This is a genomic window from Spirosoma soli, from assembly GCF_042684525.1.
Taxonomy (GTDB): domain Bacteria; phylum Bacteroidota; class Bacteroidia; order Cytophagales; family Spirosomataceae; genus Spirosoma; species Spirosoma soli.
The window spans coordinates 685,549-707,576 of the sequence record NZ_JBHULN010000001.1; the positions used below are offsets into that span (position 1 = coordinate 685,549).

The 22,028-nt window shown below is 47.9% G+C and carries 17 protein-coding genes and 1 tRNA gene; 6 read left to right on the top strand and 12 right to left on the bottom strand.

Annotation, left to right across the window (positions count from 1 at the left end):
• Nucleotides 1-71: 71 nt before the first annotated feature.
• The 3 genes from ACFSUS_RS02800 to hslV form a co-directional block, all read right to left on the bottom strand.
• The gene (locus ACFSUS_RS02800) at nucleotides 72-536 is read right to left on the bottom strand and encodes a response regulator (RefSeq protein ID WP_381518743.1); all 465 of its coding nucleotides are present in this window, start codon (nucleotides 534-536) and stop codon (nucleotides 72-74) included.
• Nucleotides 490-1,971, bottom strand: a complete 1,482-nt coding sequence (locus tag ACFSUS_RS02805; protein WP_381518747.1) for a sensor histidine kinase — start codon at nucleotides 1,969-1,971, stop codon at nucleotides 490-492. Before ACFSUS_RS02805 ends, ACFSUS_RS02800 begins: the two co-directional genes overlap by 47 nt.
• A 93-nt stretch (nucleotides 1,972-2,064) precedes the next feature.
• Nucleotides 2,065-2,604, bottom strand: coding sequence for an ATP-dependent protease subunit HslV (hslV, locus tag ACFSUS_RS02810; RefSeq protein WP_381518750.1), 540 nt, complete (start codon nucleotides 2,602-2,604; stop codon nucleotides 2,065-2,067).
• Nucleotides 2,605-2,728: 124 nt separating this feature from the next.
• Between hslV and ACFSUS_RS02815 the strand changes: the two genes are divergently transcribed.
• From ACFSUS_RS02815 to ACFSUS_RS02825, 3 genes are all read left to right on the top strand, one after another.
• Nucleotides 2,729-3,808, top strand: a complete 1,080-nt coding sequence (locus ACFSUS_RS02815; protein WP_381518753.1) for an L-dopachrome tautomerase-related protein — start codon at nucleotides 2,729-2,731, stop codon at nucleotides 3,806-3,808.
• A 158-nt stretch (nucleotides 3,809-3,966) separates the two neighbouring features.
• On the top strand, nucleotides 3,967-4,290 hold the full coding sequence (locus ACFSUS_RS02820; protein ID WP_381518756.1) for an FKBP-type peptidyl-prolyl cis-trans isomerase: 324 nt from the start codon (nucleotides 3,967-3,969) through the stop codon (nucleotides 4,288-4,290).
• Nucleotides 4,291-4,338: 48 nt separating this feature from the next.
• A complete protein-coding gene (locus ACFSUS_RS02825) occupies nucleotides 4,339-6,312 on the top strand; it encodes a cytochrome c oxidase subunit I (protein ID WP_381518759.1) in 1,974 nt (657 codons plus the stop codon).
• A 114-nt stretch (nucleotides 6,313-6,426) separates the two neighbouring features.
• On the opposite strand, the gene ACFSUS_RS02830 is transcribed toward ACFSUS_RS02825, so the two are convergent.
• Nucleotides 6,427-6,906 (bottom strand): Lrp/AsnC ligand binding domain-containing protein, encoded by a 480-nt coding sequence (locus ACFSUS_RS02830; RefSeq protein WP_381518761.1) that lies wholly within the window; start codon nucleotides 6,904-6,906, stop codon nucleotides 6,427-6,429.
• A 616-nt stretch (nucleotides 6,907-7,522) separates the two neighbouring features.
• Between ACFSUS_RS02830 and lepA the strand changes: the two genes are divergently transcribed.
• Nucleotides 7,523-9,310, top strand: coding sequence for a translation elongation factor 4 (lepA, locus tag ACFSUS_RS02835; RefSeq protein WP_381518764.1), 1,788 nt, complete (start codon nucleotides 7,523-7,525; stop codon nucleotides 9,308-9,310).
• A 40-nt stretch (nucleotides 9,311-9,350) separates the two neighbouring features.
• On the opposite strand, the gene ACFSUS_RS02840 is transcribed toward lepA, so the two are convergent.
• Both ACFSUS_RS02840 and ACFSUS_RS02845 read right to left on the bottom strand, forming a co-directional pair.
• Nucleotides 9,351-9,842 (bottom strand): hypothetical protein, encoded by a 492-nt coding sequence (locus ACFSUS_RS02840; protein WP_381518766.1) that lies wholly within the window; start codon nucleotides 9,840-9,842, stop codon nucleotides 9,351-9,353.
• 243 nt (nucleotides 9,843-10,085) lie between these two features.
• Nucleotides 10,086-10,157, bottom strand: a tRNA-Arg gene (locus tag ACFSUS_RS02845).
• A gap of 717 nt (nucleotides 10,158-10,874) precedes the next feature.
• Between ACFSUS_RS02845 and ACFSUS_RS02850 the strand changes: the two genes are divergently transcribed.
• Nucleotides 10,875-14,171, top strand: a complete 3,297-nt coding sequence (locus ACFSUS_RS02850) for a right-handed parallel beta-helix repeat-containing protein (RefSeq protein ID WP_381518769.1) — start codon at nucleotides 10,875-10,877, stop codon at nucleotides 14,169-14,171.
• Nucleotides 14,172-14,280: 109 nt separating this feature from the next.
• Here ACFSUS_RS02850 and ACFSUS_RS02855 read toward each other — a convergent pair whose 3' ends face one another.
• The 3 genes from ACFSUS_RS02855 to ACFSUS_RS02865 form a co-directional block, all read right to left on the bottom strand.
• Nucleotides 14,281-14,571, bottom strand: a complete 291-nt coding sequence (locus tag ACFSUS_RS02855; RefSeq protein WP_381518772.1) for a hypothetical protein — start codon at nucleotides 14,569-14,571, stop codon at nucleotides 14,281-14,283.
• The gene (locus tag ACFSUS_RS02860; protein ID WP_381518774.1) at nucleotides 14,568-16,085 is read right to left on the bottom strand and encodes a hypothetical protein; all 1,518 of its coding nucleotides are present in this window, start codon (nucleotides 16,083-16,085) and stop codon (nucleotides 14,568-14,570) included. The genes ACFSUS_RS02855 and ACFSUS_RS02860 overlap by 4 nt, the downstream gene beginning before the upstream one ends.
• Before the next feature lie 75 nt (nucleotides 16,086-16,160).
• Nucleotides 16,161-17,663 (bottom strand): glycosyltransferase family protein, encoded by a 1,503-nt coding sequence (locus ACFSUS_RS02865; RefSeq protein WP_381518777.1) that lies wholly within the window; start codon nucleotides 17,661-17,663, stop codon nucleotides 16,161-16,163.
• A 154-nt stretch (nucleotides 17,664-17,817) separates the two neighbouring features.
• On the opposite strand from ACFSUS_RS02865, the gene ACFSUS_RS02870 reads away from it, so the two are divergent.
• On the top strand, nucleotides 17,818-19,200 hold the full coding sequence (locus ACFSUS_RS02870; protein WP_381518780.1) for a glycosyltransferase: 1,383 nt from the start codon (nucleotides 17,818-17,820) through the stop codon (nucleotides 19,198-19,200).
• A 14-nt stretch (nucleotides 19,201-19,214) separates the two neighbouring features.
• On the opposite strand, the gene ACFSUS_RS02875 is transcribed toward ACFSUS_RS02870, so the two are convergent.
• The 3 genes from ACFSUS_RS02875 to ACFSUS_RS02885 all read right to left on the bottom strand — a co-directional run bounded on the left by ACFSUS_RS02875 (nucleotide 19,215) and on the right by ACFSUS_RS02885 (nucleotide 21,977).
• Nucleotides 19,215-20,012 (bottom strand): DUF3298 and DUF4163 domain-containing protein, encoded by a 798-nt coding sequence (locus tag ACFSUS_RS02875; RefSeq protein WP_381518782.1) that lies wholly within the window; start codon nucleotides 20,010-20,012, stop codon nucleotides 19,215-19,217.
• Between the two features lie 89 nt (nucleotides 20,013-20,101).
• Entirely contained in the window at nucleotides 20,102-20,836 is a 735-nt protein-coding gene (locus ACFSUS_RS02880; protein WP_381518785.1) for a LytR/AlgR family response regulator transcription factor, read from the bottom strand.
• Nucleotides 20,837-20,894: 58 nt separating this feature from the next.
• Nucleotides 20,895-21,977 (bottom strand): sensor histidine kinase, encoded by a 1,083-nt coding sequence (locus ACFSUS_RS02885; RefSeq protein WP_381518789.1) that lies wholly within the window; start codon nucleotides 21,975-21,977, stop codon nucleotides 20,895-20,897.
• Nucleotides 21,978-22,028 lie beyond the last annotated feature (51 nt).

Consider the following 22,028-nt stretch of genomic DNA (forward strand, 5'->3'; position numbering starts at 1 on the left):
CCGACGTTTAAAACGTCGGTCTCTCAAATTGCTTCCTAAACAGGTAGCATCTCACAACTTACTCCACTTATTCACTCCCCGCCTTCGTGATCACATACGGTTACGACGCTAAACCAATATTGCCCGATTGCTTTAGTAACTTCACTGAGCCGTTGAAAGGTAGGCGGTTTAGTGATGAAGCTATTAGCGCCGTTGAAATAAGATGTTTCAATGTCATCTTTAGCGTCGGACGTTGTCAGGACCACTATCGGGATGTGGCGAAACTGGTCATTAGCTTTAATCTCGCGCAGAGCCTCGCGCCCATCTTTCCGGGGCATGTTCAAGTCCAGCAAAATAAGTTCGGGCAGCGAATGGGCCGCACCAACGTAACGTCCTTTATAATTCAAGAAGTCCAGTAAGTCCTCGCCATCTTCCGCGAATGAGATGCGGCTGGATGGATAATGCTGATGAAAAGCCTCCCGAGTGAGGTAACGGTCGTCTTCGTCGTCGTCAACCAGCAGTATATGAATAGGCTTCGGCTGAAGTTGTTCGGTCATAATTGTCTAGTAATTGGCTTTCGGGAAGTACTACTACGAATGTGGTGCCCTGATCCGGTCGGCTTCGGGCAGTAATATATCCCTGATGATACACAACAACCCGCTTGCAGATAGCCAGCCCAATGCCAGTACCTTCAAAAGCCGTTTTGCCATGTAACCGTTGAAAAACTTTAAATATATGGTCTAAGTACTTTTCTTCAAAACCGATACCATTATCCTCTACCGTAATCTCAAAATAGCGCCGTCCCCGCACTAATTCCGGGTATTCGCTACCGTCAATCGGGCGAGATTGTATACGTAGCATCGGCTGAACTCCGGGCCTCAAAAACTTGAGCGCATTAGAGATCAGATTGTTAAACAGATGGTCCATCTGGCTGGCCACGGCTGGCAGCATTGGCAAACGGCTCACATCAACTTTTACGTCTAAACCCTTAATCCGCAGTTCCTGATCGTCCAGAATCCGCTGGACGATGTCATTCAACCGAACCGGCTTAAAGTCTTCTCTATGATTAGAAATCCTCGAAAAGTTTAATAAATCTTTAATTAATTTTGACATTCGCTCGGCCGAATTCGAAATCTTGTTCATAAACACCCGGCTGTCTCCGTCGAACAGGCTACTGTATCGTTCGGTAATCAAATCGGCGAATGATTGAATTTTCCGCAATGGCTCCTGCAAGTCATGACTGGCCACAAAGGCAAATCGCTCCAGTTCTTCATTTGAGGCTTCGAGTTGTCGAATCTGTTCTTTCAGTTTGAATTCGTAGGCACGTAATTGGTCCTCTGTTTTTTGCCGACGAGCCAGTTCCTGTTCGAGCAGCTTATACGAAACAGCCAGCGCCAGAAACGTTAATAATGATAACGCAAAAATGAGGATGAGCGTATTCCGAAATGAGCGCTCGGCCTGGCGGTTGCGAACGTCCATCAGAATACGTTCCGTATCGATCATCATAGCGACATGGTGCCGCAGGGCGTCCATCCGACGTTTTCCTTCCCAGCTATATTTCAACCCATTCACCCGATCGGCAAATTCAATTTCCGTTCGAATCTGGGTGATAGCTAGTTTTTCCTTAATAAGCTGCTTAAGCTTTGCCGACCGCTCAGTCTGTAATTTGTTATCACCAATGAGCGAATCTAACTGCCGTATCCGGGTTGGTAACAAGGCTATTGCGATTTGGTAGGGCTCCAGAAAAGCGCTATCTCCAGCAATAACAAAACCTCGCGAGCCGGTTTCAACGTCTTTCATCAACGAAAGAATGTTCTCTAATGCGCTGGTTACTTCATACGTATGCCGGACCCGATTTATATCTTTGCCGTTCTGGGTATAGCTATAGAAAGATATAGCAAACCCCGACGCAATTAAGACCATCGCCACTATGAACCCCAACGCAATGCGCCGGTTCATGAGTTTAGGGGCAAATCGGTTTAACGCGCTCATGAAATCGTTTCCTGTGAATTTGCAAAGATAAAAAAAGACAGGGGAATGGTAGTAAGGCTAATTATAGAATGAAACCATGATTAGTGTTTGATCTCACAGCGTTTCTACCATCAAATTGTGGTTTGTGTAGATACACACGTCGGCAGCAATATGTAGGCTTTCACGAACCATTTCTTCCGCTGAGAGATTAGACGCGTGCTTCTTGAGTGCTACCGCAGCCGACTGAGCATACATCCCACCCGAGCCAATGGCGGCTACGTCATGATCGGGCTCAATTACGTCGCCAGTACCTGACACCAACAGTAAGTCTTCTTTCGAGGCTACGATCATCATCGCTTCCAGCTTGCGCAAATACCGATCAGTACGCCAGTCTTTAGCGAGTTCAATGGCGGCCCGTTTGAGATTTCCGCCGTAGGCATTTAGTTTTTCTTCAAAACGTTCGATGAGCGTAAAGGCATCCGCCGTAGACCCGGCAAAGCCGGCCAGGATTTTGCCGCCCATTAAAACCCGGACTTTTCGAACATTACTCTTAGCTACGGTATTACCCATGGTGGCTTGTCCGTCGGCTCCAAGTGAAACGTGGCCATTGTGCCGAATGCCAACGACAGTGGTTGCATGTATTACGGGTTGCATGAATTGTGGTTTGGTTGTATTCTATAACAAAACAGGGGTCTATTTCGTCCGCTGGTTAGCAAAAAAGACTAGTAAACAAACGTAAGAACGGGGGGTTTTGCAAAGGAGATCTCATCAAACGTATATGAAAGCTGCTTTATTTGCTCTTCTGCTGTCATCAGTAATTAGTTTAGGTCAATCGAACAAGTCCCAGCTGGAAGAAGCCGTTTCGTTTGGTCCATACCAACCCGTGGGCGTCGCCATTTCTAAACAAAACCGGCTCTTTGTTTCGTTTCCCCGATGGTCGGACAAGTATCAATATGGCTTAGCCGAAATTAGCAAAGACGGTCAGCGAACCCCCTTCCCCGACGCTGCCTGGAACCGCTGGGACACCAACGCTCCGCAGCAACACTTCGTTAGTGTGCAAGCTCTGTTCATTGATCAGGACGATGCCTTATGGGTACTCGATCCGGCTAATCCGAACTTTGGGAAATCAATGCCGGCCGGAGTAAAGCTGTTACGGATTGACCTGGCAACCAACCGAATTACGAATACGTATCGATTTGACGACCTGCCCCTTGCCCAGACCAGTCTCAACGACGTACAGGTGGACCCGCGTCGGCAAGTGGCCTATCTTTCTGATCCCGGTCGGGCCTGCCTGGTCGTGCTTGATCTTAAAACCCAAAAAAGTCGCAGCCTGCTGCTAAAGCATTCGTCTACCACTGCCGATCCTGGTGTGGTACTCAAAATCGACGGGAAAGAGGTTCGAGACAACAATGGTAAAGCCTTTTCCAGCAATGTCAATGGCATTGCGCTCACGCCTGATTTTCGGTATTTATACTACCGTCCGATCACTAAAAAGCGCTTATACCGCATTGAAACCAAATACCTTAACGATATTTCTCTGACCGACCAGCAACTCATAGGAATGGTAGAAGATCTGGGCGAAGCGGGCATTTCGCACGGCATGATCGCCGACCAGGCAGGCAACGTATATATGGGCGACTCACCGACCAAAACCATCCGACGCATGACGCCGGCAGGTCAACTTCAGACCGTTGTCACCGATGAGCGACTGCTTTGGCCCGACAGCTACGCCATTGATCGAGACGGTTACCTATACGTAACAGCCGCTCAATACGAGCGGCTTCCCAAATTTAATGGTGGGGTTAGTCAGGTAAAAGAACCGTTCAGGTTGTATAAAGTAAAAATCACTCCTCAATAGGCTGTTCAGCCACAAACACGCCAGGTGGCCCATTACCTTACTTTTGGGCAAAAGAAACGCCACTCGTTTCAGTCTGCTTTGTTGTCATTGACGTCGAACAATACCTGGGACGTCATTAGGTATTTGTTTGCCGACTCATGACAAACACGGCACAGCTTATGGTAATCTCTAAACACAAAGCCGCTGGCATTGGCTACCGACTCCACGACGAGACTGGTCAGTTACTAGAATCAAGAGACGCAATGACGCCGTTGTACTACCTGCAAGGGGAAGGGCTACTGCTGGAAGGCGTTGAAGACGCGCTGGAAGGCAGGCAAAAAGGCGATCGGTTTAGCGTAACGATTTCGCCCGAGAATAGGTATGGCGAACGTGATAGTAGCTTGGTTGAAGAAGTTCTGCACAAGAGTCCTGGCAATCAGCCCCTTGAACCAGGAACGCAACTACACGGCAGTATCGAACAAGTTGCCACCATTACGGAATAATATCTTGTTACTTTCTCAATTTCCTCAAGCCAAACTACTCAATACGTTATGTTTCTTACTGGTGTACTAATCATTTCGGCCATCTTCATTGGCTGGATAACAACAGGCTACGTCCGCCTTCGGGCAGGAGATGCCAGCACCCGGGTCGACGATACGAACCCAGGTACGACCGACGCCGAGGCCGTTGAAGGTAAACACGAACCACTACCCCGGTGGCGCAAATACATTTTTTCGGAAGATCACAAAACGATTGCCAAGCAGTATTTGATAACGGGCATTTTCTGGGCAATCATTGGCACTACATTGTCTACGCTGTTCAGGCTTCAGTTAGGTTTTCCAGATATGAACATGAGTTGGCTGAAACCAATCTTAGGCTCCTGGATCAATGAATCCGGCAAACTAGACCCTAACTTCTACCTCGCCCTGGTCACCATGCATGGTACGATCATGATCTTTTTCGTGCTGACGGCCGGGCTAAGTGGTACGTTTTCTAATTTCCTGATTCCGCTTCAGATTGGTGCCCGCGATATGGCCTCCGGTTTTTTGAACATGCTTTCCTACTGGTTTTTCTTTTTAGCCAGTGTTGTCATGTTTACATCACTATTTCTGGAAACGGGTCCGCCAAACGGCGGCTGGACGGCTTACCCACCCTTGAACGCCATCAAACAGGCAGCCAGCGGCTCAGCCATGGGCATGACGTACTGGATCTTTAGCATGGCGCTGTTTATCATATCGCAGTTACTGGGCGGTATCAATTACATTACTACGGTTATTAACTTACGAACGCGGGGAATGTCGTTCAGCAAGCTTCCCCTGACGGTCTGGAGCTTCTTTCTGACGGCCGTTCTTGGTCTCATTTCGTTCCCGGTGCTATTATCAGCGGTGTTGCTGCTCTTGTTCGACCGCGAGTTTGGCACCAGCTTTTACCTGTCGGAGCTATACGTCAGTGGTGAACTCCTGAACAACCAGGGGGGTAGCCCAATTCTATATCAACATCTATTCTGGTTTCTGGGGCACCCGGAGGTGTATATTGTTCTCCTGCCCGCGCTGGGCATGACTTCGGAGATTTTTGCCGTCCACTGCCGTAAACCTATTTTCGGCTACCGGGCTATGGTTGCCTCCATGATGGGTATTGTCTTTCTGGCATTTATTGTCTGGGGACACCATATGTTCGTTTCAGGCATGAACCCCTTTTTAGGCTCCGTATTCATGTTTCTGACGCTGATTATTGCTGTGCCATCGGCCGTAAAAGTGTTTAATTACCTGACGACCTTATGGCGAGGCAATATCCATTTTACACCCCAAATGCTGTTCGCCATCGGCCTGGTTTCGTTCTTTATCACGGGCGGGCTAACAGGCCTAATTCTGGGAAACAGCGTGCTCGATATCCACCTGCACGACACGTATTTCGTTGTAGCCCACTTCCATTTCGTGATGGGGGGCGTATCGTCATTCGGTTTTCTGGCGGGTATTTATCAATGGTTTCCGAAGATGTTTGGCCGGATGCTTAACCCAAAACTAGGGTATATTCACTTCTGGGGGCTATTTATTGGCATCTATCTGCTCTTTTTCCCAATGCACTACATGGGCATTGCCGGGTTTCCGCGTCGGTACTACGCGTTCACGAGTTACGACTGGCTAAAAAATACCTATGCCGACATGAATGTGTTTATAACGCTGGCAGCCTTATTGGTTCATGCAGCCAATTTCACGTTCCTGTTCAATTTTATTCACAGCATCTTCTGGGGTAAAAAAGCGCCCCAAAATCCCTGGCGAGCCAATACGCTGGAGTGGACAACCCCTGTTGAGGAGCTTCACGGCAACTGGCCTGGGCCGATCCCAGCAGTATATCGGTGGCCTTACGATTATAGTAAGCCAAACGCTAAAGAAGATTATATTCCGCAGAACGTACCTTACTCACAAACGCCTGAGTCCAATCTGGCTCACGAAAACGAGCTCATTGAGCTGGAGAAACAAATTAATGCTCAAAATCTGAACGACCAATTCAAACAGCCGCATTAAACCAGTAGCGCTTACGGTATTCGATCTAAGGACCATTTCATGCCGGATGGTAGGTCGAATACTGTATTTTCTACCACCGGTAATGTAGTTGGTGTGAATACTAGCCGTCTTGTTTTACTCCTTCAATTCAGCAAACGGTATTGGCCGATTCACACTCTCTTCGAGCGATATAAAGGTTTCGGTACGTTGAATACCGCTTACCTTCTGAATTTTATCGTGCAGTACTTCGCGCAGGTGTTGCGTATCACGGCAAACGATCTTGGCGAAGATGCTGTAAATGCCCGTCGTGTAGTGAATATTGACGACTTCCGGAATCTTCTCCAGTTGTTTAGATACCTCGGCGTACAGCGAACTCTTGTCCAGGTAAATTCCCAGAAAAGCGCTGATGTCCCAACCCAACTTAGTATGATCGATCACTAACTGTGAGCCGCAAACGATGCCCATCTGCTTTAGTTTGTTCATTCGGACGTGAACGGTACCGCCCGATACAAAAATACGTTTACCGATTTCGGTATACGCCATATTGGCGTCCTGCATCAACAAACTCAGGATTTTCAGATCAGTATTATCAATTTCTAAATTTTTCTCGACCATTTTCAAAGACTTTTTGATGAGTGCTAACAAATCTAGCTATATTTTGAATGATTTGTAAATTTATAGAAATTTATATGCAAAATTTGCAATGAATTGCGTAGCTGTATTACCTTTGCATTGTCAAGTTGATCGAGCGGGGTCACACGCCGGTCTTCTTGATGTTTTTCTCACACTGTAGGATGTCGAAATTGGCAGACGTGCCCTCCTGTCTCGGGGGTGGTGATAAGGGATAAACGCAGTATAATGCCGCCTTTCGGGGCGACTGGGGTTGACCACCAGGATTTGTATTGTGGCTAACTGCACCGTGGGCGGTTCGAGTCCCCCTCCTACAGCATTGGTGTTCTAATTAGAACGCCGGATTGATTTTAGTTTGTTGATGAAGTGTAATTGAACACGCCGGTCTCGTTGAGGTCGGCGTTTGTTTTTTTGGAACACGGATTAATTACGGCTAGATGACTAATAATTTATGGTTAATCCATAGAATCCGCTCAATCCGTGTTCCATTCCTTATCATCCTGCAGCTACCGGACTTTTTTGCCTATTTTTGCGGTTATATTGTCGTATGATTTAGCGCATAGCTTCATACTCCATCCATCGTATTTCGTAAATTACTTACGTGAAACATATCCGTAATTTTTGCATTATCGCCCACATCGACCACGGCAAGAGCACGCTGGCCGACCGACTACTGGAGTTTACAAAAACCGTTGGTGCCCGCGACATGCAGGCACAATTGCTGGATGATATGGATCTGGAACGGGAACGTGGCATCACCATTAAGAGCCACGCGATCCAGATGAATTATACGTACCAGGGCGAAATCTACACGCTTAACCTGATTGACACGCCAGGCCACGTCGACTTTTCGTACGAGGTGTCACGCTCGATTGCAGCTTGCGAAGGTGCGCTGCTGCTCGTTGATGCCTCACAGGGGATCGAAGCTCAGACCATCTCGAACCTCTACCTGGCCATGAATAACGATCTGGTCATCATTCCTGTCCTGAACAAAATTGACCTGCCGGGCTCTATGCCGGAGGAGGTGAAGGACGAGATGGTGGACCTGCTCGGCTGCGAACGTGACGAAATCATTCCGGCCAGCGGGAAAGAGGGCATCGGCGTTCCTGAAATTTTGGCAGCTATCGTTGAGCGAATTCCCGCACCGAAGGGTGACCCGAATGGTGAACTGCAAGCGCTTATTTTCGACTCGCACTTCAATTCATACCGAGGCATTGAGGTCATTTTCCGGGTTAAGAACGGCCGCATCCGTAAAGGAGATCGGGTTAAGTTCATGAACACCGGCAAAGAGTACATTGCTGATGAAGTCGGCACACTAGGCCTGGAACAGGTACCGAAGAGCGTTATTGAGTGTGGCGACGTAGGTTACCTCATTTCGGGGATTAAAGTTGCCAAAGAAGTTAAAGTTGGAGATACGATCACGGAGCTTGACCGTCCGGCAAAGTCGGCCATTCAGGGGTTCTCGGAGGTTAAGCCTATGGTTTTCGCGGGTATCTATCCCGTAGAAACCAGTGAGTTTGAAGATCTCCGCGAAGCGATGGAAAAGCTTCAGCTTAATGACGCAGCGCTCGTTTGGGAACCTGAAACGTCGGCGGCCCTTGGCTTTGGTTTCCGTTGCGGCTTCCTGGGCATGTTGCACATGGAGATCGTGCAGGAGCGGCTCGAACGCGAGTTTGATATGACCGTCATCACAACGGTGCCATCCGTACGCTTTGAAGTTATCACGACCAAAGACGAAACGCTCATTGTTTCTGCCCCGGCTGAAATGCCTGATCCCAGCACAATCAGTTGGATTGAGGAGCCGTTTATTAAAGCACAAATCATTACAAAGGCCGATTACGTTGGCGCCATCATTGGTCTGTGCATGGATAAGCGTAGCCTGCTAAAAAATCAGGTATATCTGACTCAAGACCGGGTTGAGTTGCAGTTCGAGATGCCCCTGGCCGAAGTCGTTTTCGACTTTTTCGACAAGCTTAAGACGATCTCTCGTGGTTATGCCTCTCTTGATTATGAGTTCATTGGCAACCGCGAGTCGACGATGGTAAAATTAGACATCATGCTCAACGGCGACCGTGTTGATGCGCTTTCGGCCATTGTTCACCGTGACAAAGCGTATGAGTGGGGCAAAAAGCTCTGCGAAAAACTGCGTGAGCTGTTACCCCGCCAGCAGTTCGAGATTGCCATTCAGGCGGCTATTGGTCAGAAGATCATTGCCCGCGAAACGGTAAAAGCCCTTCGCAAAGACGTATTGGCGAAGTGTTACGGTGGTGACATTTCGCGTAAACGGAAACTGCTCGAAAAGCAGAAGAAAGGTAAAAAGCGGATGCGCCAGGTCGGCAACGTCGAAATCCCGCAGGAAGCGTTTATGGCCGTGTTGAAGATCAACTAACCCATTAAAAAAGCCAGCCTTCGTACGAAGGCTGGCTTTTTTAATAAAACAATCCCCAATCGTCGGGGGCGTCGTTGTCTTTATCAAATCCGTTGACCCACTCTACAAATAGTAGTCGAAACTGTTCAATCTCATCGCGTAGCACATTGAGATAAGCGGGGGTCGCTAGCTTCTCAGCTTTGCAATATGAGGTTTGAGCTAATAGCTCGCGGGCATGCATCTTAATGATGACTGCGTTCTCCATCCGGAGCGTATACAGATCTCCGCCTTCGGCGCCAACAATCTTAGGAGCCAGCATCATGGCATTGGCCAGCATCTGCTCGTGCATCATCAGCACGTCATCCTCCTTATTAATCGTTTCAACAATGGCCTGGGTCAACTCCATAAGTTCGTTGGCCTTGCGCAAAATAGGAAGGTTCTTGATCCGCCGGTTTTCGGCTTCCATTTCTGCACGAGCTTCTTCAGGGTCGTAGTCTTCATCGAAACCGTCCCAGTCCATAAAGTTGTCGTCGTCCTCGTCGTCAAAATTCATCGCAAAACGGGCAAAGGGGTTGACTATCTTCTATCTGACAAAGTAACAGAAAGGTTTACCAAAAACAAACCTTTCTGGGCAAAAACTGCCTCTGCACAAGACAGTTTACAAACCGTTGCCGTTGATAGTACTACTGCCCAAATCCTCTTTGCTTAATTCGTTGTAGAGAAGAATATTTTGCTGAATGCTTCTGCGTAAGTTGTACAGTATATGTACGTGTGAATGCAGGAGAAGAATTAGAAGTGGCCTTATAGGGACTCGAACCCCAACCAACAGTTCCGAAGACTGTGATGCTATCCATTACACCATAAGGCCAGCTTATTGCCGCTATCTCATCTCTTGGTAAGCAGGGATTAGATAAGACGAGTGAGGGACAAAGATAGAAAGAGTTTCTCAACAATCGTCTTGTCTGTATCTCTGAACGTATACTATTCTCTAAATAGGTCTGCCCAAAGACTGGCCTCATAAGGCATTAAAAAAACCCCAGTCGAAAAAACGCTGAGGTAAACAAGACGTATGAAAACTAAACGCTGCATATGCAGGTTTATTGTGCGTGCTGAAACAGGATGCCACTAATTTTTCAGTTTTTTGCTGGCGAAAATTTATAGGCATGCAATCTGAAATGTACAGACTAGCGGAAGCCCTTCAATGCTGATTACCAATGCCGCTGATTATATCTCCAAAGTGTGTTCCAAGCATTCATGGAGATCTGCGTACAATGAGCTAACGGTCCCTGCTCTTATTTCTCCTCTTATCCTGCCCCAAAGTAGCCTCCGAATAATAAATATTAGAACTATTTATATATTAAATGGTGGACTTCCAAAATGTTTTGCATCAATCACGCCAATATTAAGTTATTATTAACTACACATCATATATAGATTAAACAATTACAATTTTCGCTTGACGTACTTATTAAATCCGCTTACCCATAAGGTTAATCGATGGCAACGGTTAACATGTATCGATTTTCTCCCATCGGTACAATCATCTCTTGTATACATTGTCTCGCCAATTCGCTATTTGTTAGCAGTGTTACTCATCCTAGTCACGTTTACGCTGGGTATAGCTCAGAAGACCTACTACCTGGCGGCCAACGGTAACGATACAAACAATGGTTTATCGGTCAACGCACCTTTCAGAACGCTCACCCGCGTCAATAAGCTTCTATTACAGCCCGGCGATACGCTTTTGCTAAGACGGGGTGATACGTTTCGGGGCAGTTTACAGATCCGGCAATCGGGTTCGTCAGGCAAACCTATTGTTGTAGACGCTTACGGAAGTGGCAGAAAACCTATACTATCGGGTTCGGTACCTGTTACCGGCTGGAAGAGCCTGGGCAGTAACCGTTGGCAGGCCGTTTGTAAAGAATGTGGAGACCGTGTTACAGGGCTGTTTAAAGCGGATTCAGCCTTGCCACTGGGCCGTTATCCCAATCTAAATGATCCGAACAAAGGCTACTTAACTGTGCAGTCTCACAGTGGCGCCACCCAACTTACGAGTCAGCAACCCTTAACAAATGACTGGACAGGTGGGGAAGCCGTGATCCGGCCAACGCAGTGGATACTTGACCGAACTACTATTACAAAACAGACTGGTAATACACTGTTACTTAACAACAAGTCGAGCTATGCCCCCACTGATGGATTTGGTTATTTCATCCAGAATCATCCGGCGGCACTCGACCAGCCAGGCGAATGGTGTTACAATCCAGCCGATCAGACCATTAAACTTTACGCCAACAAAGGTAACCCCAATGCGCTGGTCATCACGGCAACAATACTCGACAAAGGGATAGAACTTACGAACGCGTCCTTCATAGTCATCCGCAATTTGCACATCACACAAACGCTTAGTACGGGGCTGTACATATCCAATGCATCGAGCTTCACTGTAACCGGCAATGATATTACGTCCTCGGGCGAAGATGGCGTGACCATTGTGGCAGGTGGCAAAGACGTTCTCATTGAGAACAACCGCGTTATCGATGCCAACAACAATGGTTTTCTACTTGACTCTTATCACGACATCATTGTCCGGGGCAACGAATTTCGCCGGATGGGGCTGATTCCTGGTCGGGGTCGGTCGGGCGATGGCCAGTATAATGGTGTTCGCTTTGGCCCTACCCTGAATGCGCTGATTGAAAACAACCGAATTGATAGTGTTGGCTTCAATGGACTTAGTTTCATGAGTGATGTGATGATCCAGCACAACGTCATCTCTAACTACTGCATGACGAAAACCGACGGGGGCGGCATCTATTCGTGGAATGCCAATAAGCTACCTACGCAGAACATCCACATTGTCTCCAACATCATTTATAATGGCATTGGGGCTCCAGAAGGCACCTTACAGAACGGGCACCACGGCACCAACGGCGTTTTCCTCGACGACTGCATGGAAAATGTCGATTTGATCAATAATACCGTATTTAGTAACCGGGGCTGGGGTATTTTCATGCGGGGCGACCATCACATTAACGTACTGGGTAACACGTTTTTTGATAATGCCGATGCACAGTTTGTGATGTATCACAACGGAGGTTTCTGTCCGTTTCGGGAGAATGTAGTCAAACAAAATATATTCTTCAGCAAATCTTCGTCGCAGCTCGTCGCCCGCTACGAATCAAATACTGATGACCTCGACCAGTATGGCCTGCTGGATTATAATTATTATGTTCGTCCCTTTGCCGACGTGTTTACCATTCGGGCGGTGTACAACTGGTGGCAAGTCAACGAGGTTACCCTTGACCAATGGCGAAATCGTTTCAAACAGGATGCCAACGCTAAAAACAGCCCATTAACTTATCCGGAGTATACGGTTAAGAGTGTAAATCCTAAACTACGTATCAATACCGACTTCGCGAAAGATGGGCAAGGCTGGTCTACATGGAGCCCATATAATAACGGGCAGGCAATATGGGACCCTAAAAAAGGAAACGGCAACGGAAGCCTATGCGTGACATTTCCAACGCCTACCACGGCCACTAACTCCTACGTATTGGTTACTAAGGATATCGGCTCCGTAACTAAATCCCGCAGTTTTTTGCTTCGGTTCGATGCCATAGCATCGGCCGATAAAAAGATACAGGTCTTCATTCGGCAACGAGATGCTCCTTATCAAGATCTGGACAAACGATTTAACTTGCTGGTTGGGCCGACGCGCCAACACTACGAAATAGCATTCACGGCCTCAGCGGATGAAGCAAATGCGCTGCTTACGTATCAGCTTAACGAAGACGGACAGTCGGTCTGGTTCGATAATATCCAGTTACAGGAAGCTACCATTACACCGACGAATACGGACGACCATATCCGGCTGGTCTACAACCCCACCTTAAAAGACAGTCTTGTTACGCTGCCTGGCCGGTATCGGGATGTACGAAATCGCTATTACGACCGCCAGGTTAGGGTGCCTCCGTTTAGATCAGTAATTTTACTAACTGACTCGCTGCCCCCCATTGACCTTAGCTTAAAGCTACGAACTGATAAGCAAGCCTTACAAGTAGGTGAGGTTACGTCGTTTTCGTTAACCGTTCGTAATGACCGACCGAGCAAAACAACGGAACAGGCGCAGTGGACCTGTCGCCTGCCTCCTAATCTAGAGGTTGTTAGTGGCGCTGGCCTTCAATACAGCGAAGGTGTTCTAACAGGTACGGTTCAGAATCTACTGACCGATACAACCTTTGTTTTTCAGGCTAAATCGACTGTAGCGGGAACGTATAAAACAGCCGCTCAGGTAACGACAACGACTCATGGCGATCCTGACAGCACACCAGATTCTGGAACGAGCGACGGTGAAGATGATACGGCAACCGCCACCTTTCGAGTCGGAGAACCCAATGACAAAGTGTTTTCCTCCCCTAACCCTGGCCAGATGATACTACCGTCGCTCGTGTCTACGCCCGCTTCCGTTGACTTAAGCCTTCGCATGGCCCTAAGTAGCCGTACACCCGCCTACAGCCAGACCGTTACCTGCACAATATGGGTTAATAACACGGGTGAAAGCGCTTCGGGAGCCGTTCAGATTCAGAACTTACTCCCTGCTGGCTTGCGGTTTGCAGGCGGAACAGGTTGGACAGCAAATGGCAATTTGCTCATAACTAACCTCACAGACATTCCGGCCGGGAAAACTATAAGTGTTTCTTTCCAGGCACGGGTAGTTGGCCTGGGTCAAATGATTAATCAGGCTCAGATCAGTACGTGTGCTACGAGCGATATAGACTCGACACCAGGCAATGGCTTTGGCAACGGTGAAGATGACCAAGTGCAGGCCGACTTCCGGGTTCGGTTAACGAATGGCGGCAGCGGTATCTTTAGCCCAGACTAGAAGCTTCCTGGCGTTTGATATACCGACAGCAGTGCACAACAAAACGGCTACCAATACAAGGTTGATCAATGGCAGGCAAGTTGCAGCAGTTTACTATAGCCCAGCAGTTTTACCTAAGATTCTGATTAACTAAACTCTCCCATTCTTCTTCCAATGAGCCATTGAAGAAGGACGCACCCGCCCGTCGGTACCAATAATTAGCGTTGAAGCGGTCGCCTTCCTTACGGTGCAGATACGCATGAAGTTGATCGTAACGGGGTTCGCCTTCCCGACTTTGGGCAATATTATGGGCCTGTTCCCAATCGTCTTTGGCGTCGTACCAAAGTGCTTGTAAAATCGGATGAACATCAGCAGGCGGCTCTGTCTGATTGAGCGTAGCGGTAAATTGTTGACGTGTCATTTGAGAATAGCGTTCACGTAAGGTTCGTAGGCTGGCGAGAAAAACAACGTGTACGTCTCTAACCGACGAGACCGTAGGGGTTGCTTCATAACGCGTGGCATTCGCTCGCCTAGCTTTTGAAAATCATTATTCGGAATAATGGCCAGGTCGGCTTTTTCCCATTGTTTCTCCGTTGGCCAGATATTGTAATGTTTGTGAAAAAGTGGAATCAGGTAGTCAAACACAAAAACATTCGAACGGGCGGGAATTGTTTGCGCTAACTGCTCAATAATGGCCACATCGTTATCTGGTAACATGGGCTGCTTCTGCGGATCGAACCGATGAGCGAACGTATCACGAAGCTCAGCTGACCATGTAAAATCAGGCCGGGCATAAGGCACAATTAACAATTGAATCAGGAATAAACCACTGGCTAGCGCCGTAGGTTGCCAGGAAGCTACCGGTCGCATAGCTCGTTTGAAAACGAATACTGCGGCCAAAATGTAGCATACACTAAACGCATAGGTTAACACAAACCGGGGCGGCCAGGTCAGCGACACCAAATGAAAGAAAGGGTTGGAGCCGTAATACGTAGCGCCCTGCACCCAATTTGACATTAAAATGCCGATCTGAGCAACCATATACACCAGCACAATGCTACCAATTTGGCGAACCTCAAACCGCCATAACAGATACAATAACAACAGGAACGAGGGTAAAATGAGCAACACTACGTGCCCCAGCAATGCCGCATGGATACGCACGAACTCGGTTTGATGGAGGCCAGTAGTAATGGCGTTTAAGGCTTGCTGCAAACGAGGCTCGGGTTCAACAGCATGGTTTTTGTAGGACAAAAAAAGCATACCGGCCACGAACAACACCGCCCAGCTGACAAGAGTGACCCAGAAACGAGGGTGAGTCAACACACTAAAAATAGACGTGTGCGGGTTGTTCTTAAGGTACTGTAAACAGACGTAGGCCAAATGAATGCTTCCCGCCAATAACGCGCCGTCTTCTTTGACCAACACAATAAGTGCCCCGGTTAGCACTACCCAGCCTTTTTGTCGGCTATCGAGGGCTAGAATGAACAGAATCGATAAAGGTAGGTAAGTAAGCTCAGGGTGCCAGCCAATACCTGGATGCTCGTTGAACCAAAACCAGACCGGACCGAGCAATACCGTAAACAGCATTGTCCAGCTAAGCCAACCGGGTAAACCATTTGAGAGCTGCCGAATCAACAGCGTATAACTGACAGTATAAAGCGCTGTCTGAACGATGAATGCCCCGTAAGCCCCCCAAACGTAGATGAGTGGTCCCCATAGAATCAATCCGTAATTATTATGGATGCGATCGTCATAACCCCAAATGTTCTCGTACAGCAGCGGTCGACCGTCCATCCAACTGCAGGAAGCCTGAAGAAAAATGTACATGTCGTTGAAGACATAATACAGCGCTTGAAATCGAAGAACTTTGAACCCCAGAAACAAGAGCAACAACACGCTACTCACGATGGCGACATACATCCATCTACGCATAATTCATAAAACGAGCTGATACCCGCTGATACTGTGTAGTGCAAAACTAATAGCCGTTGCAACGAGTACCTGATTTTAATGCACACATTGTTCGACAATGTGTTCGTACGGAGTTGAAACGTACAAGTTGTAGGCGTTTAATCGAATGATGCGGTAAGGGTGACGTAAAGGCATTTTTGTTCGCAATTTCTGCGGATCATCAATGGGTAAGAGTGCGATATCGGCCGGACGGTACTGTTTGCCCGTCGGCCAGATCTCATAATTCCGGTGAAAGAACGGCACCAGATAATCAAATGCAAAGACATTTGATTGAGCGGGTAGCCGATCGGCCAGGCAACGAACAATGGCCAAGTCGGCAGCCTGTAGGTACTTCGAATTTTTTTCGGAACTATATCGTCCTCTGAAGGTAGAAATCAGTTCATTCAACGATATAAAATCAGGCCTTGCCAGGTAAAGCAACGGCAATTGAACGGTAACCAGTGTTGCGATTAATAGCCAGGCTAGCGTTGGCCGAGTTTTCTTCTGCAGTTGATCGGCAAACTGCCCAAGCAGCAGGGTGAAAAAAGCCGCTGAAAACGCCCACAAAAGTATAAACCGAGGAGGCCAGGTCAGCGATACCAGGTGAAACAAGGGTTGCCCATAGTAGTGAGAACTCTGCACGAAATTAAGCCCGGTCAGTAGGCCAACACCTACCCACCACAACAGGAGCAGCTGAGGAGTAGAACGCGTTTTTAGTTTACCTGCTACCCAAGACAATGACCCGGCAACTGGCAATAACAAAACTAGTGATTGCCCGGTGATCATGCCTATTTGTCGCCAGAACGTACTTTTGCCTACGTTATCCCCGATTAATTTCAAGGCAATCTGGAGTCTGGGTTCCGCAAAGTTGTTCTTGTAGCTAAGCCAGATCATTCCAGCCACAAAGACAACGAACCAGCCCAACGCAATGAACCAGAAGCGACGTTGGGTTACCCATCCCCAGATAGCTTTGTCGGGATGCTGGCGAACGTAACGTATCCCATCAAACGATAAGTGGATAAGAGCAGCCAGCACAGCGCCGTCTTCTTTGACCAGCACAACACCCAGGCCCGCCAGAAAAGTACCGATCTGACTGTTGCCCATCAGGGCCAGCGCAAAGAGCAGTGCCAATGGCAAGTATGTCAGTTCGGTATGCCACCCGATGTTGGGGTGATCATTCAGCCAGAACGTTACGGGACCAAGCAACACTACCCCTAACAACGTATAGCGTGCCCAGTTCGGCAGTTTAGATCGTACCAATCGCTCATTAACCAGGGCATAACTAATGAGCAACAAACCCGACTGCACGGCAAATAAGCCATAGGCCCCAAACAGTCGGCAAAAGGGCCCCCAAAGCAAAACGGTATAGTAATTATGAATTTGATGGTGATATCCCCAAATGTTTTCATACATGAATGGCCGACCGTCCATCCAACTGCGTGACATCTGCAGAAACGCATACATGTCGTTAAATGTATACGCCAGCGTTACGAAACGTAATAGTTTAAACGCAAAGAAACCAAGTACGGCGAGGCAAATCCAATAAGTTGAACGATGCATGGCGGGAGCATTGCAAATCGCAAACTTAATGTTTGCTACTATTTTTTAAGCAATATATTCTCGATGGTCTGTTAAATGATTCTACTTTTTTATAAAATTGCAACGTACTCACCACTATAGGCTTATAGTCTAAAGAATTTACTACTCCACTCTTATGAACGGCCCTGAACGCGATCGCTGGATTCGTCGTAACCGCTATTATTACCGCTGCCTCGTTGACTTTCTCCGCTACAACATTCCTGCAAACAGCTCCGTGCTGGAAATTGGTTGTGGCACCGGCTATGTACTTGACCAACTCGACCCTTCCCGAGGAGTAGGCATTGATGTGAATCAAAACCTTATTACATACGCCCAGGAGAAGTACCCGCAGCACACCTTCTACACGCTCGATGCCAAGAACCTGGACGTTAACGACGAGTTGTTCGATTATGTGGTACTTAGCGATACCATTGGTGCATTCGACGATGTGCAGCAAGTGTTCTCCCAATTGAGCAAAGTATGTCATGCCAATACGCGCATCATTATTACGTATAAAAACTTTTTGTGGACACCAGCGCTGAATGTTGCTGAGAAAGTAGGCCTGAAAATGCCCGAAGAACGTCAGAACTGGTTGGACCGGGATGATATTGTCAACCTGCTGGAGATTGCCGATCTGGACGTTGTTCGCACGGGCCGCAAAGTGCTACTACCTTACTACATCCCTCTGTTGTCCTGGCTGTTTAATCAATACATTGTTAACCTTCCGTTGTTCAACCGACTGGGCTTGTTCACGTTTATTGTAGCGCGTAGTGTGGATGGCCTAAAACCTGCCTTGGAACACAGCGTCAGCGTAATTGTTCCGGCTCGCAATGAGAAAGGTAACATCGAAGCCATCGTCCGTAGAACTCCTAAAATGGGACGGCATACCGAACTCATTTTTGTGGAGGGCAATTCTACCGACGATACCTGGCCCGAAATACAGTCAATCTGCCGAAAGTACCAGCACATACGGGATATTAAATGCGTTCAGCAGGATGGGAAAGGGAAAGGCGACGCCGTTCGTAAGGGATTTGGCATGGCATCGGGCGACATTCTGATGATTCTGGACGCGGATATGACCGTACCGCCCGAAGATCTACCGAAGTTCTTTGATGCCATCGCAACGGGTAAAGGAGAGTACATCAACGGCACCCGCCTGGTATATCCAATGGAAAAAGAAGCCATGCGCACGCTCAACCTGATCGGCAACAAATTCTTTTCGATTGCCTTCTCCTGGTTGCTCAACCAACGGATTAAGGACACCCTTTGCGGAACAAAAGTACTGTCGAAAACAAACTACGAACGGCTCATTCGCAACCGTTCTTACTTTGGCGACTTTGACCCCTTCGGCGATTTCGACTTGATCTTTGGAGCAGCCAAGCTGAATCTAAAATTTGTCGAGATTCCGATTCGTTACCGGGCCCGCACGTATGGAGAAACTAACATATCACGCTTTAAGCACGGTTGGCTGCTGCTGAAGATGACGTTCTTCGCTTTAAACAAAATCAAATTTGTTTAGCGCACCCATTTCACTTACAACCAATCGTCGCGCAGAATACCATTTAGTTGCTCGTAGGGCACGGTTACCTGAATCGGACCAACAGCGTAGGCAGCAATTTCGTAGGGGTTGTAATAAAAAATCATGCCGTCGCGGCCCATGGCGACATTAGCCGGCAAAAAGAATCGACCATCCCGCAGAAAATAACCTCGTTCTTCGAGGTTATACTGCGGTAAAAGTTCCTGTTGCTTACGGAAGGCCTTTTCAACCACGCCCAGCAACGCGGTCGTGTCTGAGACCATATCGCCCAAAGTTAATGACCGACCGGTTTCTCGATCGAACGTATAGAACGATAGGTTAGAGTTAGGATGTGCCCCACCCGTATAAGCGTAGGTTTCAAACTTAACGCTCAACGCTTTTTCACCAGCATAAACCGTATCGGCTTTCGTTTTTAGCTCCCAGCACCCGCCCAGTCCGCCCATTTCCTTGAGCATGGTTTCGTAGTCGGCAGCAAATAATGTAGCCGCTTGGGCTAAGTCCGTTTGAGCCGTTGGATTGTCGGCCACAGTTGTGCTGTCAAGCCAACCCGTAATGCTGCCAACAGCTACCCGGCGTAGTGTATCATTAATCCGCTTCGCTCCATCTGTATTCTCTTTCAGGAGAAGGTATGACACCAACACGTCTACGCCTTTGTTTGTCGTGGTGTCACAACGAACGGTCCCCCCGAACTTATAATGGTGCCAATCCAGCGCGGGAGGCCCCGGGTGCGTTGGCCGGCAAGCCGAAAACAAACCGATGAATGCGAAAAGAAACGTTATGAGTAGAAACTTCATGAAGAAGGCACGATTGACATAGCAAGTCAGCCGTCGTAAAATAAGTCAAGCTTATGAAACCGCTTTACCGCTTTTTGTAACGCTGATTTTCACAAACTTAACAAATCTTTAAACCGAATAGCTTGCCGACGGCTTATTTCGATTTTATCGCCCCCGCGTAACGTAACCAGCAACCCTCCGCTAAACCACGGCTCAATTTTTTCGATCCACTGTAAGTTGATAATGTGTTTGCGATTGGCCCGGAAAAACGTCGCCGGATTGAGCCGATCCTCGAGCGCATTCAACGATTTGAGCACCAATGGCTTTTGGTCATCAAAGTACAACCGGACATAGTTACCCATTGACTCGAACAGCCGTACTTTACCCAGCTTCACAAACCAGCATTTCTCGCCGTCTTTTACGAAAACCTGGTCATTTTCACCCAAGATTTTGGCCGACGTATTTGGCGCATTACCGGAGGGTTCATGCACATGCTGCTCCTCTTCTACCCGATGGATCGCTTCGGACAAGCGAGCTAACTCGACAGGTTTCAGCAAATAATCGAGGGCATTAAACTCAAAAGCCTTAATGGCATACTCATCGTAAGCCGTGGTGAAAATTACCTCGGGCGTTTTTCCTTCAATGGATTGCAGCAGCTCAAAGCCATTTTTCCCCGGCATTTGAATGTCTAGAAACAGGAGTTCGGGCTCCAGTTCTTCAATCATGGGTAAGGCTTCATCGGCATTGGCCGCTTCACCGATTACCTGAATTTTTGGGAAGTTTTCGAGCAACCGACGCAGTTCATTACGGGCTAATCGCTCGTCGTCAACAATAAGGGTTTTCATGGTAATAATTAATAAGTCAGCGAAATAGCCAATCGGTTTACGGTTTCACCAGCACTGGCTATAATACAGAATGAGTGACTGATTTTCGGAATATTCCCTCCGACTGGGCAGGAATCGTAATGTAGGCACAAACGATTGGTTCGCCGTTATGCGTATCGTTTTCCTGCACAATTTGAAATGTGGCATCGGGTCCATACAGCAACTCGAGTCGTTGAGCAGTGTTAGCCAGACCAAATCCGCCCGACGCTTCTTTGTCGCCCAGAACGCCGGTATTTCGAATCATAATGTGCAATTTATCGGCTTCAATCTTTGATTTAACCTCAACAAACCCTCCACCCACTGCTTTTGATACGCCATGCTTAATGGCGTTTTCAACCAGCGTTTGGAGCATCATCGGTGGCACCTGCCAGAATAAGGTTCGGCCGTCGAGTTCAATGCGTGACGTAAGCCGGTCTTCATACCGCACCTTTTCAAGGGCCAGATAATCTTCTACGGTCTTTATTTCTTCGCGCAATTCAACCGTTTTACGTCGATCGGCCAACAAGGAGTTGCGGAGTAAATTAGAGAGCTGCGTAATGCCCTGCTGTGCTTTATCGGGGTTTTCGTAGACCAGCGCCCGGATGCTATTCAGCGCATTGAACACAAAATGCGGATTCAGCTGCGAGCGCAATACCTTAGCCTCTGTCTCGCGAATGTTCGTCTTAAGGAGAATTTTCTCGATCTCGGCATTACGGGTCTGTTCAACGTAATGATACACGGTATAACTCAAGACCCAGGCCAGCATCGTTTTACCCCAGGTCATGATATAACCGAAGAAAACCCAGGGTTCGCTGGCAAGGTACTGCGGTACAATCAGCCGGTCGATGGGTAGGTTGACCATCGTCATGATCAGCGCCAGCACGAAAACCGAGAATAACACTCGGGGAGCTAATTTGAAGAACGGTAGCCGTACCCAATTCCACCGCTTAATCATCAGCCGGTAAAGGTGGGTCAGCGTAATGCCGAGGAAAATATTGGCAATTGCCAGGTAGAGCGTATCCGGATCAAACCCAAGTTCCAGCAAATAAGCCAGATACTCCACTGTGATGAGGAGCGTCCAGCCAAATAACTGACAAAACCAATATATTTTTTGTTTAGACATACCCATTGCTATACACACCCACTACCGGACAATGAGCGAATATACAAAAAC

Excerpts from the sequence above, each read along its gene's own strand:
- ACFSUS_RS02800 (WP_381518743.1), bottom strand. The coding sequence starts at position 536 with ATGACCGAACAACTTCAGCCGAAGCCTATTCATATACTGCTGGTTGAC.
- ACFSUS_RS02805 (WP_381518747.1), bottom strand. The coding sequence starts at position 1,971 with ATGAGCGCGTTAAACCGATTTGCCCCTAAACTCATGAACCGGCGCATT.
- hslV (WP_381518750.1), bottom strand. The coding sequence starts at position 2,604 with ATGCAACCCGTAATACATGCAACCACTGTCGTTGGCATTCGGCACAAT.
- ACFSUS_RS02815 (WP_381518753.1), top strand. The coding sequence starts at position 2,729 with ATGAAAGCTGCTTTATTTGCTCTTCTGCTGTCATCAGTAATTAGTTTA.
- ACFSUS_RS02820 (WP_381518756.1), top strand. The coding sequence starts at position 3,967 with ATGGTAATCTCTAAACACAAAGCCGCTGGCATTGGCTACCGACTCCAC.
- ACFSUS_RS02825 (WP_381518759.1), top strand. The coding sequence starts at position 4,339 with ATGTTTCTTACTGGTGTACTAATCATTTCGGCCATCTTCATTGGCTGG.
- ACFSUS_RS02830 (WP_381518761.1), bottom strand. The coding sequence starts at position 6,906 with ATGGTCGAGAAAAATTTAGAAATTGATAATACTGATCTGAAAATCCTG.
- ACFSUS_RS02840 (WP_381518766.1), bottom strand. The coding sequence starts at position 9,842 with ATGAATTTTGACGACGAGGACGACGACAACTTTATGGACTGGGACGGT.
- ACFSUS_RS02855 (WP_381518772.1), bottom strand. The coding sequence starts at position 14,571 with ATGACACGTCAACAATTTACCGCTACGCTCAATCAGACAGAGCCGCCT.
- ACFSUS_RS02860 (WP_381518774.1), bottom strand. The coding sequence starts at position 16,085 with ATGCGTAGATGGATGTATGTCGCCATCGTGAGTAGCGTGTTGTTGCTC.
- ACFSUS_RS02865 (WP_381518777.1), bottom strand. The coding sequence starts at position 17,663 with ATGCATCGTTCAACTTATTGGATTTGCCTCGCCGTACTTGGTTTCTTT.
- ACFSUS_RS02870 (WP_381518780.1), top strand. The coding sequence starts at position 17,818 with ATGAACGGCCCTGAACGCGATCGCTGGATTCGTCGTAACCGCTATTAT.
- ACFSUS_RS02875 (WP_381518782.1), bottom strand. The coding sequence starts at position 20,012 with ATGAAGTTTCTACTCATAACGTTTCTTTTCGCATTCATCGGTTTGTTT.
- ACFSUS_RS02880 (WP_381518785.1), bottom strand. The coding sequence starts at position 20,836 with ATGAAAACCCTTATTGTTGACGACGAGCGATTAGCCCGTAATGAACTG.
- ACFSUS_RS02885 (WP_381518789.1), bottom strand. The coding sequence starts at position 21,977 with ATGTCTAAACAAAAAATATATTGGTTTTGTCAGTTATTTGGCTGGACG.